Origin of the sequence: Rhodococcus sp. MH15, assembly GCF_019266045.1 — a bacterium.
Lineage (GTDB): Bacteria > Actinomycetota > Actinomycetes > Mycobacteriales > Mycobacteriaceae > Rhodococcus_F > Rhodococcus_F qingshengii.
In genome coordinates, this window is sequence record NZ_LPNP01000068.1 from 16389 (window position 1) to 31813 (window position 15425).

General features: G+C 63.0%; 12 protein-coding genes. 9 read left to right on the forward strand and 3 right to left on the reverse strand.

The window, feature by feature from the left end; all coding sequences use genetic code 11:
- Positions 1–224: 224 nt before the first annotated feature.
- Entirely contained in the window at positions 225–902 is a 678-nt protein-coding gene (locus tag ATN37_RS17230) for a tellurium resistance protein TerA (RefSeq protein WP_007728823.1), read from the reverse strand.
- A gap of 296 nt (positions 903–1198) precedes the next feature.
- On the opposite strand from ATN37_RS17230, the gene ATN37_RS17235 reads away from it, so the two are divergent.
- The 8 genes from ATN37_RS17235 (at position 1199) to ATN37_RS17270 (ending at position 11564) form a co-directional block, all read left to right on the forward strand.
- Positions 1199–3502, forward strand: a complete 2304-nt coding sequence (locus ATN37_RS17235; protein WP_225320105.1) for a bifunctional diguanylate cyclase/phosphodiesterase — start codon at positions 1199–1201, stop codon at positions 3500–3502.
- Entirely contained in the window at positions 3495–5870 is a 2376-nt protein-coding gene (locus tag ATN37_RS33010) for a bifunctional diguanylate cyclase/phosphodiesterase (protein WP_218695444.1), read from the forward strand. The genes ATN37_RS17235 and ATN37_RS33010 overlap by 8 nt, the downstream gene beginning before the upstream one ends.
- A 46-nt stretch (positions 5871–5916) precedes the next feature.
- Positions 5917–6768, forward strand: a complete 852-nt coding sequence (locus ATN37_RS17245) for an SDR family NAD(P)-dependent oxidoreductase (RefSeq protein WP_030536264.1) — start codon at positions 5917–5919, stop codon at positions 6766–6768.
- A gap of 3 nt (positions 6769–6771) precedes the next feature.
- Positions 6772–7677 (forward strand): TIGR03619 family F420-dependent LLM class oxidoreductase, encoded by a 906-nt coding sequence (locus ATN37_RS17250; RefSeq protein WP_042448880.1) that lies wholly within the window; start codon positions 6772–6774, stop codon positions 7675–7677.
- 68 nt (positions 7678–7745) lie between these two features.
- Positions 7746–8432, forward strand: coding sequence for a nitroreductase (locus tag ATN37_RS17255; protein WP_003943290.1), 687 nt, complete (start codon positions 7746–7748; stop codon positions 8430–8432).
- Positions 8433–8505: 73 nt separating this feature from the next.
- Positions 8506–9642 (forward strand): class I SAM-dependent methyltransferase, encoded by a 1137-nt coding sequence (locus ATN37_RS17260; RefSeq protein WP_218695445.1) that lies wholly within the window; start codon positions 8506–8508, stop codon positions 9640–9642.
- 194 nt (positions 9643–9836) lie between these two features.
- Complete coding sequence (locus ATN37_RS17265) at positions 9837–10688, forward strand: Bax inhibitor-1/YccA family protein (protein WP_192712320.1); 852 nt, start codon at positions 9837–9839, stop codon at positions 10686–10688.
- Positions 10689–10808: 120 nt separating this feature from the next.
- On the forward strand, positions 10809–11564 hold the full coding sequence (locus tag ATN37_RS17270; protein ID WP_218695446.1) for an enoyl-CoA hydratase/isomerase family protein: 756 nt from the start codon (positions 10809–10811) through the stop codon (positions 11562–11564).
- 81 nt (positions 11565–11645) lie between these two features.
- Here the strand turns inward: ATN37_RS17270 and ATN37_RS17275 are convergent, their stop codons facing one another.
- Both ATN37_RS17275 and ATN37_RS17280 read right to left on the reverse strand, forming a co-directional pair.
- Positions 11646–12863, reverse strand: coding sequence for an acetyl-CoA C-acetyltransferase (locus ATN37_RS17275; protein WP_019744600.1), 1218 nt, complete (start codon positions 12861–12863; stop codon positions 11646–11648).
- Positions 12864–12984: 121 nt separating this feature from the next.
- Positions 12985–13956, reverse strand: coding sequence for an SGNH/GDSL hydrolase family protein (locus tag ATN37_RS17280; protein ID WP_042448870.1), 972 nt, complete (start codon positions 13954–13956; stop codon positions 12985–12987).
- A 71-nt stretch (positions 13957–14027) separates the two neighbouring features.
- Here ATN37_RS17280 and ATN37_RS17285 point away from each other — a divergent pair, with 71 nt between their 5' ends.
- Positions 14028–15413, forward strand: coding sequence for a cystathionine beta-synthase (locus ATN37_RS17285; RefSeq protein WP_003943292.1), 1386 nt, complete (start codon positions 14028–14030; stop codon positions 15411–15413).
- Positions 15414–15425: the final 12 nt, after the last annotated feature.

The window sequence follows — 15425 nt, forward strand, 5'->3', positions numbered from 1 at the left end:
GAACAGTGACGCAAGATACGAAAAGGCCCTCGATCTCGGGGGAAATCGAGGGCCTTTCCGGTCGAACGTCGGCGTCGCCAAGCACATAGCGTCACCGACCCACTATCGGTGTCGAGCGTGACCCCTCATGTCCGACCCCACTTCTCGACACTATCCAGTAACTTGCGACATTGTGGATGATTCGGACATTGTCATTCGGATGGGGGAGATCCCGTCCGCAGCCCCTACTTTCGTCCGGCAGCCCATTTCATTCCCCAGTTGTAGGCCCGATCGAGATCTGACTGACTGCCGTTGATGTACTGCACTTCGCGCGTCACCGTCACGCCTTGACCTGAACTCTGGATGAGAGCGATCGCGCACAGTCGCTCCTGGTTGCTGGCGGAGTCGAGTCGCACTTCCACCTCCGGCCCGTTGGTGGGATACAAGGTGACGACGCCGTCCACCGCCGCCCAGTTGGGAGCGCCGTCGTAGATCATCGCGAAGATCAGGATTCGCCGGAAAGCGCTTGGGTCACCAAGATTGACGTGCATGTTCTCGCCGCCGGTGTTCGCACCACTGCGGTCGTCGCCGTCGAGGGAGATGTAGGGCGGAGAAGTCAGTGAACCGAAACTGTTACCCAAGGCCTGAACTACTCCCTTGGACCCGTCGGCAAGTTCGTAGAGGCATCCGAGGTCCAGGTCGACCGCACCAGAGCCTGCGCCGGCGAGCTTGGCGAGAAAACCGGTCTTCTTCGGTGGTGCCCCCTGTGACCAGTTGAGGTTCACGCGCATATTGCCTTGTCGTTCACCCGCCTTCGCGAGGTTGACCGTCGGTGCCGATTTGGTGAGCGTGATCTTGCTCAGGCTGACCGGTGCTTGCGACGGAGTGGACTCGCCGGAACGTCGGGTGTAGTCGATTGCCATCGTGATAGTCCTTGTCTGAACTCGAATGAGTCCGATCGTGTTACCCGTCGAGGAATCTCCACCGACGTGATCGGCGATCTCCGGCCATTGTCCCTCATGTCTGATTTCAACCCATGGGCATCAAACTTGCGGCGCCAACTTGCGGCAGACCAGCAGTTTGCTGATTACTGTGTCTGTGGGCAGACGCGACTCCGAAATAGGGTGGACGCACTGGTTGACACGGCAACGTCCAATTACGGAAGAATTGCTGAGTCGGACGTCCGATTCAATTGCGTCGTGGGAGCGGGAGGTAAGTGATGCCAGTCCTGTCGCTTCTGCAACCCCGCCAGAGAGAAAGACTGACGCCCGCCCAACGTGATGACGTAACTCGTGAGCAGATAGCCGTCACCTTCGGCGTGCTGCCATGGGCCGCTGCCGTCCACCTCGTCGTCACACTCGGGCTGACGTTGTATGTAATTCCCCCGGACGGCGGACCGCTGCCGCGTGTGTGGCCCTTGCTGTCCGGCGTGATCGGGTTGGTGGGGATGTGCGTGGGTCTCGCCATTCATTTCAACCTGATCACACCCACGTACCGGATGTCCTACGCGTTTCTCATCGTCGAATTTGCTGTAGTCGGGATCCTGTATTCCTCGCTCGCCCTGGTCCTGTACCCGATCCTGGACGATTCCGGCGATCTGATCCTGATAGCGGTCACCACATCGATCACCGGTGCCGGAGCCGTGGCCACCGCGATGTTGCGAGTGGTGGGGGTCACCTGGGTCCTGTCCAATCTGATAATCCTCGGGGTGGCATTCTGGCTTCAGCCGGGACCCGAGTTCGAACGAATTCTCATTGGAATGATCGCCTATGGCGCGGCTCTGATCGGCGGCACGATAGTGGTCTCGGGCAACCTGGAATCTCGCTATCGAGCTGAATTGAGCGCCGCGTCGGAACGATCGGTCGTGCAGATGCTTCTCGAAGACTTCGAAGGCAACGCCGGGGACTTCGTGTGGGAGACGGACCAGAAAGGCAAGTTCAACCGAATCCCGACGCGGCTCGCGGTCGAAGCGGGGCTGGACTCCACCGAGTTGCAGGGAACGGCGTGGCAGGACCTGTTCATGGAGTTGGGCACCCTACGGATCCCCGGCGGGATCGATGCGCTCATGGAGTTGCAGCAGGCCCGCCACACGAAGACCGCATTCGTCGACGTGCTCGTTCCGGTCCGAGTTCACGGTGAAATTCGGTGGTGGCAGATCTCCGGACGCCCGCGCCCCGGCCGTACACCCGACGAGTTCGTCTGGCGAGGAGTCGGTTCCGACGTCACGGAAGTAAAACTGCAGAGTGACGAGATCGTGCGGATGGGTCGTGTGGACGCACTCACCGGTATGCCGAACCGGCACAGCTTCTGGACCGAGCTCGAGCGACTGCTGCGCGAGCCGTACACAAGCGAAAGTGGTCTCGCGTTGGCCATGCTCGACCTCGACAACTTCAAGTCGGTCAACGACACACTGGGACACACCGTTGGCGACGCGGTTCTGCGAGAGGTCGCGGATCGCCTGTCCGAAGCCGGCGGGGTGTCACAGTTGTTCGCACGTCTGGGGGGAGACGAGTTCGCGGTTCTTTTCACCGATGTGGGTGACAGCTCACAAGTTCGTACTCTGCTCGGCCGCTACATCGAAACTCTGCACGAGCCGATCACAGTGGCCGGTACGCGGTTGGAGATCGGATGCAGCATCGGGTACTACCTCCCCGACGAGCTGCCGTCCTCCGCCGACGAGATGATGGGCGCTGCGGACCTGGCTTTGTTCGCGGCAAAGGAATCCGGGCGCGGGGCCGTACGTGAATATCGAGACTCGATGAAGTCCGTGGCCGATCGGCGGGCCCGCCTGCTCGAAGATCTGGGAAACACTGTCGCGGAGAAGGACCTCGAACTCGAGCTGTTGCCCAGGATCGACGTGGTTTCCCGCGAGATCGTGGCCGTGGAAGTCCGCGTGATCTGGCACAACGCCCGCCTCGGTGCCGTTACGTCCGCCGAATTCATGAGCGTCGCAGACGACACCGGTTTGGCGTACTCACTGGGGACTACCGTCTTCGAGTTGGCCTGCGAGGCGGCGTCCCGCCTTCCTGATCACCTGCGGGTAGCCGTCGCGGTATCGACGCGTCAGCTCGAATCGGATTCCTTTGTCGTCGCGATAGGGGATTCGCTTCGACGATCAGGTGTCAGTGCACATCAGCTCGAGCTCCAACTCAACGAATCATCGGCGATCACCGACGAGTCCAAGTTTGCGTTGCACGCCATCGCGGACATGGGAATCGCGCTGACCGTGGACGAGTTCGGCGCCGGATTCTCCTCGCTCGCATCACTGTCCGGCCTTCCGTTCACCCGAGTCCGGATAGAGCGCTCCATTTCGGGTGCAGTGCCTGGTGGACGGTCGATCCTCGAAGCTGTCGTGGATCTGGTCGACGCGTTGGGAATGGAGGTCGTCGTCTCGGGAGTCGACGGTGAGGAAGACTTGAAGTCCGTGGCCGCTGCAAGGGTGAGGACTGTTCAGGGATACATCGCCGGCGGAGCCATGTCGGTCGACGCGGTCGCAGCGGCGGTAGCAGGCCGACGTGGGTGACCCGGCAGTACTCCGTAGGCGTCGCGTCGGGACGTCGGTGCGCAAACTCGGTCGCAGCGGCACGGAACAACACCTCTCGGATTACGATCGCCGTCGCCTACTCGATCGACGACTGCGGTTCACCGCGCGCGTACTGCCGTGGTCGTTTCTGACCGCAGCGGTTGCGTTGTCAGCGATCGTGGTGCTTCTACCGGTGGATGCCGGATGGTTCACCTTCGCCTGGTCGAGCGTCATGCTGTTGTCGAGCGCTGGATTCAGTGTGTATTGGCTCCGGCGCTCGCGTCTCGGCGTCTCCGAGTCCCAGACCACCGAACTGGTGGTACTCACAGTCGAAATCATTGTCTGGGGAGTGCTCCTGGCGTGCTTGGCTCTCGTTCTCTTCCCGATGCTCGATCCTCGTGACGAGTTGGTACTGAGCTCGACCTTGATCGGTGGGATCGCGGTCGGCGTGTTTCCCACCATGATGTTTCGCGGAATCACTGTGGTCTGGATCAGCCTGGTGGGAGTCGGGTTGGCCGGGGCGTTCTGGACGGAACCGGGCACATCGCGTTTCGTGCTGATCGGGGTGCTGGTCGTCTTTGTAGGTTCGCTCTACAGCGGAACTTTGCTGTTGGCCAAACTTTTCGAGAGACGGCTACGCGCCGAACTCATAGCCGAGGACGAACGAGATCTCGTCGAGTTGTTGCTCAACGATCTCGAAGACGGAGCACAGGATTGGCTCTGGGAGACCGATTCGCGCGGTATCGCCAGTACCGTGTCGTATCGATTCGCCGAGCAGGTCGGTTTGCCGGCAGCACAGATTCGGGGCCGCACAATGCACGAGATCCTGATCGGGATCGGCGCGTCCCGAACAGATGTGGGCAGGAAGTCCCTTGATCTCCTCGCCGCGAATTTTCAAGCCGGGACGGCGTTTCGGGACCTCACCATGCAGGTCGTCGTACGGGGCGATACTCGCTGGTGGTCGATGTCAGGTCACCCGGGCAGTGGCGATGGGGCGACCTACGGGTGGCGCGGTGTCGGATCCGATATCACGCACTCGTATCACCAGCGCCAGAACATCTTGCGATTGGCAGAAATCGATTCGTTGACCGGGCTCAGAAATCGGTACAGCTTCAACGCTCAACTGTCTTCGCGGATTCGGGACGGACACCGGGTGTGGCTGGCAATTCTGGATCTGGACAACTTCAAGTCGATCAACGACCGGTTGGGACACCACATCGGAGACGACGTGCTTCGCGATGTTGCCAGCAGACTGCACAGCGTTCTGCGATCGAACGAGATCTGTGGCCGACTGGGGGGTGACGAGTTTGCCATCGCCTTCGACGACATCGGGAGTGCAGATGAGGTGGAGGCGAGATTCCAAACGATTCTCGACTCATTCGAACGACCATTTTCACTGGTCGGCAACCAGATTCGCATTCGTGCCAGCCTGGGTTACGGCTCGATGCCCGACGACGCCGACAGCCTCGAAGACCTGGTGATTGTCGCGGACCTCGCGCTTTACCACGCAAAGGAGAGCGGTCGGAACCAGATTCGCGCCTTCGATGCGACTTTGCGGGATCGTGCGACGGGTAGGGCCAGGGCATTGTTGGATCTTCGTCGTGCGTTGATCGACGAAGAGTTCGAGTTGGTTTATCAACCACAGGTCTCGGCCGCGGCGGGAGTTGTTGTCGGGTTCGAGGCTCTGCTGCGGTGGAACCATCCGACTTCAGGTCTCGTCTCGCCGGGAGACTTCATTTCGGTCGCCGAGGAAACCGGCTTGATCGTGCCGATCGGTGCAGGTGTTCTGAGGGCTGCCTGCACGGCGGCGACAACGTGGCCGGAGGACATTCGGGTTGCCGTCAATGTTTCTCAGGTGCAACTGCGTTCGAGTCGATACGTCGACTCGGTACGCCGGACACTGATCGAGGTGAACCTCCACCCCAGCCGACTCGAGATCGAGGTGACCGAATCGTTGGTCATCGACGACGCCGACCGAGATGTGTTGGTACAGCTCTCGGCGCTCGGCATCGCCATTGCGATGGACGACTTCGGCACAGGGTTCTCCTCGGTTGCCAGCTTGGCCCGGCTGCCGCTCGATCGGTTGAAGATCGATCGGGCGTTCGTCGCACCGCTGGACGCGGATCCCTCGAATTCGAGGTTCGCTGTCTTGCGAGCCGTCATCGCGATTGCCAAGTCTCTGGGGCTGGACACCGTCGCCGAGGGCGTGGAGACGGAGAGGCAGCGCGCGATAGTGACCGAGTGCGGATGTGACGTGATCCAGGGGTACCTCGAGGGAATGCCGATACGGGCAGCCGAGATTCCGCACTATTTGAATGGGCGACTCGGCGGTTCGAGCAGGTGGGGTGTCGCGGCTACCACTGAGTGAGAACTTTGCGCCCGTTTTGCCGTTCGATGTGTGACGGTACGCCGAAGTGCTTCACATCGAACTGCAGAAGGGTGTCTTCGTGGTGGTCGGATCGGCGTACTCCCCAGGGCCGATGTTGGTGGGTAAGAAGGCAGTGGTCACAGGCGGTTCCCAGGGAATCGGCGCAGCGATTGTTCGAGCATTTGCATCGCATGGCGCGTCAGTTCTGGTTGTCGACGTGGCTCCTCTTGGCGACGTCGAATTCGACTCGGCTGCAGGTGGTTCGATCAACTATCTCGAGTACGACGTGCGGACGCGGGAAGTCCCCGTCGCGTTGACCGAGTTCGCCCCGGACGTCCTTGTGAACAACGTGGGTCATTTCCTGAACCCGCCGACAGAGTTCACCGGTACGGATCCCGGTTTCTGGTCCGAGGCCGGCAGCATCAATTTCGATCACGTCGTGCGTCTGACCCATGCCCTGCTTCCCGGCATGATCGACCGCGGTTTGGGTGGATCGATCGTGAACCTGACGACGGTGGAGGCGCATCGAGCGATCCCGGGCCACACGATGTACTCGGCATACAAGGCCGCGCTGACACAGTTTACCAGGAGCCTTGGTGTGGAGATCGGTCGAACCGGAGTGCGCGTCAACGCCATTGCCCCGGATCTGATCGAGTCGGTACAGGTGCCGTATCGCACGATCGTTCCTGCCGACGACTGGGACAAGTGGCCGGGGTGGGCACCGTTGGGCGGACCGGGCCAGCCGGTCGACATTGCCGGCCCCGCACTGTTCCTGGCTTCCGACCTGGCGAGATACATCACCGGAACCGTGATCCACGTCGACGGCGGCTCGCACGCTGCCGGAGGCTGGTTCCCCACAGAAGAGGGTGGCTGGACCAACCGGCCCCGAAAGGCTTGACACATGACAACTTTCAGTCTGAACGTTCCCAACTTCGGCACCACTCTCGCGGAGGACTCCTACGCGAAACTCGTGCAGGTCTGTCAGAGCGCGGAAGCTGCCGGCTTCGACCGGGTCCTCGTCACCGATCACGTGGTGATGGGCTCGGACAACTCGGCGTACACGTGGTCGGCGTTCCCCACCGAGCCCGACGCCAACTGGCTCGAGCCGCTGACCGTCCTGGCTTTTGTTGCCGGACAGACGAAGACAATTCGCTTGGGGACCGGAATCGTCATCGCGGCGCTGCGCGGGGGAGCGGTACTGGCCAAGACGGCCGCGACACTCGATCTGCTCTCCGGGGGCCGACTCGACCTGGGCGTCGGAACCGGTTGGCAGGAACGTGAATACGAGGCGGCAGGTATGGACTTCGGTAAAAGGGGACCACTGCTCGACGACGCTCTCGCAGTGTGCCGGGCCCTGTGGAGTTCGGCGCCGGCGAGCATCGACACCCCTCGTCTGAAGTTCGACGACGTGTACTGTGCGCCCCGTCCGGCCGCTGGAATCCCGATCTGGGTGTCCGGTTCGCTCTCCAAGGCCGTTGTACGACGCGTCGCAACCTGGGGTGACGGGTGGATTCCGATAATGGGTGCCGCGGACGACGACCTACGTGAAGGGATCGACGTCATCGGCAAAGCGATGGCGGATCTCGGACGCGATCCAGCGGAATTGCAGGTCCGTGGGCGACTGACCGTCGTACGCGGGTCCGACGGTTCGATCGACCTCCCGGCGACGATGATCGGCGCCGAGCAGCTGCTCGAATCCGGTGCCACCGATGTGCTGGTTGCGCTGGCAGCAGTAGATCCGGATCCGGATGCGGCGATGGCAGAGTTCGGCGAGCTGGTGGCGGCCTTCGCAAAGGTGACCCGCTGACTATTGCGTCGAGGCGGTAGTTCTATCGTGCGAAGTGTTGTAGTGCAGCCTGATCGAGGAGAGAACACATGACCGAGAGCATCGTCGTGGATACGAGCCTGGAAGCGTTGCTCGACGCCCGGATCAGCTGCCGCGCCTACGAGGACCGTCAGGTGCCACGTGAGGTGATCGAGGAGATCCTTCGGCTGGCGCAGAAGACGCCGTCGTGGTGCAACACGCAACCGTGGCAGGTCGCGATCACCGAAGGGGAGGGCACCGAGCGATTCCGCGCCGGCCTCGGTGAGTACGTGATGGCCAACGCCCAGGAGTCGGACTTCGAGTTCCCGCGCGCGTACCAGGGCATCTACAAGTCGCGTCGGTTCGACTGCGCGATGGCGCTGTATTCGAGCGTCGGAATCGAGCACGGTGACCGCGCCGGATCCGCGGCACAGACGATGAAGAATTTCGAGCTCTTCGGCGCTCCTCACGTCGCGATCATCACCACCGACGAGGCATTGGGCACCTACGGCGCAGTCGACTGCGGGTTGTACGTGAACAGCTTCCTGCTCGCGGCCCAGAGTCTGGGGGTCGCCACCATCCCGCAGGCGGCGCTCGCGGGCAGCTCCAAGTTCATTCACGAGCATTTCGGTATCGACGACACTCGCAAGGTTGTCTGCGCGATCTCGTTCGGATACCCCGACGCCGACCACCCGGTGAACGGATTCCGCACCGAACGCGAAACCGTCGACAACGTCGTGCAGTGGATGTCGAACTGACAGGGATGTCGAACTGATCACCTGCTGGTCGGGGGATTGAGTGTTGCGTAGTTCCACCTGAAAGACTGGTGGCATGTCCGACACACCCGAACTGTTCGATCGTCTGCGCCGATTCCCCGATGTCGAGGCACCCAATCTCTTTGCCGTCGATGCGGCTGATCGTCTGATCCTCGACGAGGCCGCCGACGCTCTGGCCGCAGCGCCGGCGGGCACCGTCGTCGTGATCGGCGATCACTACGGTGCGCTGACTGCCGGTGTTGCGCTCGTGCACGGAATCGCCGGCGTGCGCGTTCACCAGGATCCGCTCACTGGAGAGTTGGCCCTCGCGAACAATGCGCGCGAACTCGGATTCAGTGACGCCTTCACCTCGCACGGACTGGACGAGGAGTTGCTCAGCGGCGCCCGCGTCGTGCTCATGCAATTGCCGCGTAGCCTCGCCGAACTTGCCGAGATCGCTCAGCTGATCGCGCTCCACGCCGACCCGGCGGTTCGTGTCTTCGCCGGTGGGCGTGACAAGCACATCACCCCGGCGATGAACAAGGTTCTCGGCGAATCGTTTTCCGACGTCAGCGCCTCGCGTGGGCGTCAGAAGTCCCGCGTACTCAAGGCTTCGGAACCGAAGGCCGAGGTCGTCGTCACGTTCCCGGTGACCGAACGCCTGGAAGAATTCGACCTCGACGTCGTTGCTCACGGCGCAGTGTTTGCCGGTGCGAGCCTGGACATCGGCACCCGGTTGCTCCTGGAGAACCTCGGAAAGATTGCGGTCGATCCGCTGAGTGACGTGATCGATCTGGGTTGTGGCAGCGGCATTCTCGCGGCGGCGATCGCGCGGAAGTTCCCGGACGTGCACGTGATCGCAACGGATCAGTCCTCGGCAGCCGTCGCTTCGGCTCTGGCGACCGCGTCCGCAAATGGCGTCGGCGATCGAGTGAGCGGCCTGCGCGACGACGCCGTGAGTTCGTTGCCCAGTGCGAGCGCGGATCTGGTTCTGTTGAACCCGCCGTTCCACGTCGGCGCGGCGGTGCACACCGGCGGAGCACTCAAGATGTTCGAAGCTGCCGGCCGTGTCCTGCGTCCCGGTGGCGAGTTGTGGACTGTTCACAACGCGCATCTGGGGTATCGCGAACCGTTGAAAGCCGCGGTGGGTCCGAGCGAGGCGATGGCGAAGAACGCGAAGTTCATCGTGATGAAGTCGGTCAAACCGTCCTAGTATCGAAAAGGGACGAGTGTCGAAGAGTGTTGATCTTCCGGAAATGCGCCGGGAACTACAACCGAAGCTTCGACGTTGTAAATTACGAGTGCTTTACTTTTAGTCAGGTACACGGACCGTGTCGGAAACTCGGATCCGTCCGGCGAACCCGCGACGCACCCGTCGTAGGCCACCACGATGAAGGGATGATCACGGTGCGCACCACCAGCAACCCGGTGTTCCGCAATCTGCCCAAGCAAGAGGGCAACGGATACGCCTCGTTCGGATCTGCGACGGCGGGCGCCTCGCAGGCAACCCAGCAGTTCGGTCAGCCGCAGTACGCTCCGGCCGAGCCGTACCAGACCGGTCCCACCTCGCGGGCCATGACGATCGACGACGTCGTCACCAAGACGGGCATCACGCTCGGTGTGCTGACGATCTCGGCACTGGTGTCGTACTTCCTGGTCAACAACAACGTCGACCTCGCTACCCCGCTGGTAATCGGCGGCGGTCTCGTCGGCCTCGTTCTGGTTCTGGTCGCGACGTTCGGCCGCAAGATGGACAACCCGGCAATCGTGTTGGCGTACGCCGTCGCCGAGGGTCTGTTCCTCGGTGCGCTGTCGTTCATGTTCACCAATATTCAATTCGGTGGCGTCGGCGGATCTGCACTGATCGCGCAAGCAGTCCTCGGAACGTTCGGCGTGTTCTTCGGCATGCTGGTCGTCTACAAGACCGGTGCGATCCGGGTGACACCGCGTCTGACGCGAATGATCATCGGCGCATTGATCGGCGTTGTCGTTCTGGCCCTCGGTAACCTCGTCGCGAGCTTCTTCGTCGAGGGCGGACTGGGACTGCGTGACGGCGGAACGCTCGCCATCATCTTCAGCCTCGTCTGCATCGGCATCGCAGCCTTCAGCTTCCTGCTCGACTTCGACGCCGCTGATCAGCTGATCCGCGCACAGGCGCCCGAGAAGGCAGCCTGGGGCGTCGCATTCGGCCTCACCGTCACCCTGGTCTGGCTGTACGTCGAGATCCTGCGTCTGCTGAGCTACTTCAACAACGACTAGTTCTCGAGTCGATCCGTAACACGAAGAAGGGCCCCGCGAGGGGCCCTACTTTTGTCGTCTGTGGGCGGTTACGGTGCTTGGATGCCTAGCAACTGCTTGGTTTGGAACGAAGGGGAGCGAATGTCGACAAACACCTCTGAACCCATCCTGGTCGCGGATGCCGGAGCAGTGCGAACGCTGACCTTCAATAATCCGAGTCGCCTGAACGCATTTGATGCAGCCGGTTTTCGAGCGTTCACCAAGGCGCTCGACGACGCGGCGTCGGACGATGCTGTGGCCGTGGTGATCGTCGAGGGCGCAGGCAAGGCATTTTCCAGTGGCGTCGACCTACGGGCACTGGCCGAACCAGACACGGACAATGCCGACTTCGGCCACGCATTCGCGCCGCTCATCGTTGCGCTGGTGGAGTTCCCGAAGCCTTTGATTGCCGCGGTGCACGGTGCCGCCGTCGGCATCGGGCTGACCATGCTGCTCTACTGCGACGTCGTCTACGTTGCCGAGGACGCACGCTTGCGGGCACCGTTCACCTCGCTGGGTACCGCTCCCGAAGCTGCCAGTAGTTGGTTGCTGCCCAAGGTGATCGGAACGCAGCGCGCCGCCGAGTTGATCCTGTCGGCGCGGTGGCTCAGCGGCGTCGAAGCGGCCGACTACGGACTGGCGACCGTGGCCGTACCGGCCGAAGAGGTTCACATCCGTGCTCGGGAGAGCGCCGAGCAGATTGCCGCCAACGTCGGACCGGCAGTCCTTGCCGCCAAACGACTGCTCCGTCAGGGATGGGCGGACGAAGCTCGCGCTGCCGTGCAGCGTGAGGACGACGCTGCGCGAGAGTTGATTCGCGAGTTGGGGAGTTTTGCTCGGAAGTTCACGACTACATGAAAACCGCGAACCTTGAACACGACCACACGAAAGCGGCCGCCCGGCAGAAGCCGGGCGGCCGCTTTCGACGTGCTCAGGGGATCAGCTGAGGCGCTCGATCACCATTGCCATGCCCTGTCCGCCGCCGACACACATGGTCTCGACGCCGAAGGTCTTGTCCTGCTCCTGCAGGTTGTTGATCAGGGTGTTGGTGATACGGGCACCGGTCATACCGAAGGGGTGACCCAGCGCGATCGCGCCACCGGAGATGTTGAGCTTGTCCTCTTCGATGCCCAGTTCGCGAGCGGATCCGAGGACCTGCACTGCGAATGCCTCGTTGATCTCGAACAGGTCGATGTCGGAGATCGACTTGCCGGCGATCTTCAGGGCGTTCTTGACGGCCTGGATCGGGCCGAGGCCCATGATCTCGGGGGACAGGCCCGAGACGCCGGTGGAGACGATGCGAGCGAGCGGGGTCAGGCCGAGTGCCTTTGCCTTGGTGTCGGACATGATCACCAGTGCGGCTGCGCCGTCGTTGAGCGGGCAGGCATTGCCGGCGGTGACGGTGCCGTCGGGGCGGAAGACGGGCTTGAGGCCGCTGATGCCCTCGTAGGTGGTGCCGGCGCGGGGGCCGTCGTCCTTGGAGACGACGGTGCCGTCGGCGAGCGTGACGGGCGTGATCTCACGCTCGAAGAAGCCGCGAGCGATGGCTTCCTCGGCGCGGTTCTGGCTGCGAACTGCCCAGCGGTCCTGGTCTTCGCGGGTGATTCCGGTGGCGGAAGCGACGTTCTCCGCGGTCTGGCCCATACCCAGGTACACGTCGGGGATCAGGCCCTCTTCGCGAGGATCGGTCCAGGCGACTCCACCTTCGGCGAGCTTGGCGCTACGGGCCTGCGCTGCGTCGAAGAGCGGATTCTTGGTGTTGGGGAGGCCGTCGGCGTTGCCGGTGATGAAGCTGGAGACGGACTCGACGCCGGCGGAGATGAAGACGTCGCCCTCGCCTGCGCGGATGGCGTGCAGAGCCATGCGGGTGGTCTGCAGCGAGGAGGAACAGTAACGGTTGACCGTGACACCGGGGAGGAAGTCGTAGCCGAGCTGGACGGCGACGACGCGGGCGATGTTGAAGCCCGACTGACCGGCGGGCTGGCCGCAACCGAGCATGAGGTCGTCGATCTCGGTGGGGTCGAGCTCGGGGATCTTTGCCAACGCGGCGGCAACCATCTGAGTTGCGAGGTCATCCGGGCGGATGTCCTTGAGCGAACCCTTCATTGCGCGGCCGATGGGCGACCGTACTGCTGAGACGATTACTGCCTCGGGCATGAAAACTCCTTTTGTGTACTGCTCGCGGGCGGCTTGAAACGCCGTCGAGCAGGGCAAGTTGAATGCAGCTTCGACTTACAATTTACGTTGCTGCTCCCAGATGGTGGTCACGCAGTCTCACTCAGTTGACGTCGGGGCGCTGACCTGCAGGTTTTGTGCGTCTCGCGAAGGCTTTCCACTGGGTTGCCGCCGCCGTCAGTCGGGCCGCGACGGTGCGGGCTTGCGCCGCCTCCGAAACGTGGGGGAGCTCGGGTAGCGGGCCACCCTGCCACTCGCCCAGAGCCGACGCGAGAACCGGGACGATCTGCTTCGCCGCGAGTTCGTATCCGGCCGCGGACGGATGGAAACGGTCGGCCGAGAACATCGTGTCGGGCGAGGCCAGGAATTCCTTGGCCAGCAGGTCGGCCAGTGGAACGGGATGACCCCCGGCGTTTCTGGTCGCGGCCGCCTGGGCGAGTGCGAGGCGATGGCCCCATTCACGCACCACGGAGCGCAGAGGTTGCGGGATCGCCGTGACCACCCCCAGATCCGGGCAGGTGCCGACAACAACGACGGCGCCGCTCTCGCGTAAGCGTCGAACCGCGTCGCCGAGGCGTTTAGCCGAAGCATGAATTGCGTTCTTGGCGGTGACGTCGTTGGCGCCGATCAGGATCACCGCAGCGTCCGGGGGAGGACCGGCGACGAACATGGCGTCGACCTGCCCACTCAACCCGCGGGAGGTGGCGCCCCCGATGGCCTTGGTGCTCAAACGGATTCGCTTCCCGGTTTCACTCGCAAGCAGCTTCGCGACCTGAACACCCGGAACTTCCGAGGCCGTCAGCGCGCCGACGCCGGCCGCAGAGGAATCGCCGAAGATCATCAAGTGGAGATCGAAGGGCACGGCCCGCCACCAGAGTTCCGGGTTGTCGGCGCCGGGTGCGTACACCCCGTCCGCCTCGGGTGGCTTGGCGATATTGCGACCGATCACCCCGCGGGCCGCCCCCGCCTGCGACATCAGATAGTTGTAGCCCAACCAGGAGAGCGTGCCTGCACTCGATCCGGCCACCACCGTGGCCACCGACGCTTTCAGTCCGGTTCGACTCACACTTGCCAATCTAGCCGGATTGCACCACCTTCGCCCGACGTCCGCGCGCACCGTTTTCTTTCATCTGGGAACATGGACGAATGCGCATCGCGGAACACGTCGTCGACCTCATCGGCAACACCCCACTCGTCAAGCTCACGTCCGTCACGGGCGAAAACTTCGGCACGGTGGCAGCCAAGGTCGAATACCTCAACCCTGGCGGTAGCTCCAAGGACCGCATCGCCGTCAAGATGATCGACGCAGCCGAGGCTTCGGGTGAACTGAAGCCGGGCGGCACCATCGTCGAGCCGACTTCGGGCAACACCGGAATCGGCTTGGCGCTCGTGGCGCAAAAGCGTGGATACAAGTGCGTTTTCGTCTGCCCAGACAAGGTCAGCGAAGACAAGCGCAACGTCCTGCGCGCCTACGGCGCCGAGGTGGTCGTGTGCCCCACGGCCGTCGCGCCGGACAACCCGAACAGCTACTACAGCGTCTCCGACCGCCTCACCCGTGAGATCCCCGGCGCCTGGAAGCCCAACCAGTACTCCAACCCGGGCGGACCGGAGAGCCACTACGAGACCACCGGCCCCGAGATCTGGGCCGACACCGACGGCAAGATCACGCACTTCGTCGCGGGCGTCGGCACCGGCGGCACCATCACCGGCACCGGCCGCTACCTCAAGGAAGTTTCGGGCGGCAAGGTCAAGGTCATCGGCGCAGACCCCGAGGGCTCCGTCTACTCCGGCGGCACCGGTCGTCCGTATCTGGTCGAAGGCGTCGGCGAAGACTTCTGGCCGTCGGCATACGACCCGTCCATCCCGGACGAGATCATCGCCGTCTCGGATGCCGATTCCTTCGAGATGACGCGTCGCCTCGCCCGCGAGGAGGGACTGCTGGTCGGCGGTTCCTGCGGTATGGCCGTCGTCGCTGCCCTCGAAGTAGCCAAGCGTGAGGGCCCCGACGCCCTGATCGTCGTCCTCCTGCCGGACGGTGGCCGCGGCTACCTGTCCAAGATCTTCAACGATCAGTGGATGGCGTCGTACGGATTCCTGCGCACCCCACTCGACGGCAAGACCAACGTCCCCACCGTCGGCGACGTTCTGCGTGGCAAGTCGGGCGAGCTGCCGGACCTCGTTCACACCCACCCGTCGGAGACCCTGCGCGACGCGATCGAGATCCTGCGCGAGTACGGCGTGTCCCAGATGCCCGTCGTCGGTGCTGAGCCGCCGGTCATGGCGGGCGAGGTCGCCGGAAGTGTGTCCGAGCGGGATCTGCTGAGCGCGGTCTTCGAAGGCCGTGCGCACCTTGCGGATTCCGTCGAGAAGCACATGAGCAAGCCGTTCCCGCTCATCGGTTCCGGCGAGCCGGTCTCGGCTGCCACGAAGGCGCTCGGGGACACCGACGCACTCATGGTCGTCGACGACGGCAAGCCGGTCGGTGTCATCACGCGCCACGATCTCCTGGGTTTCCTGAGTTCGGATTCCTGAGTTCGGATTCCT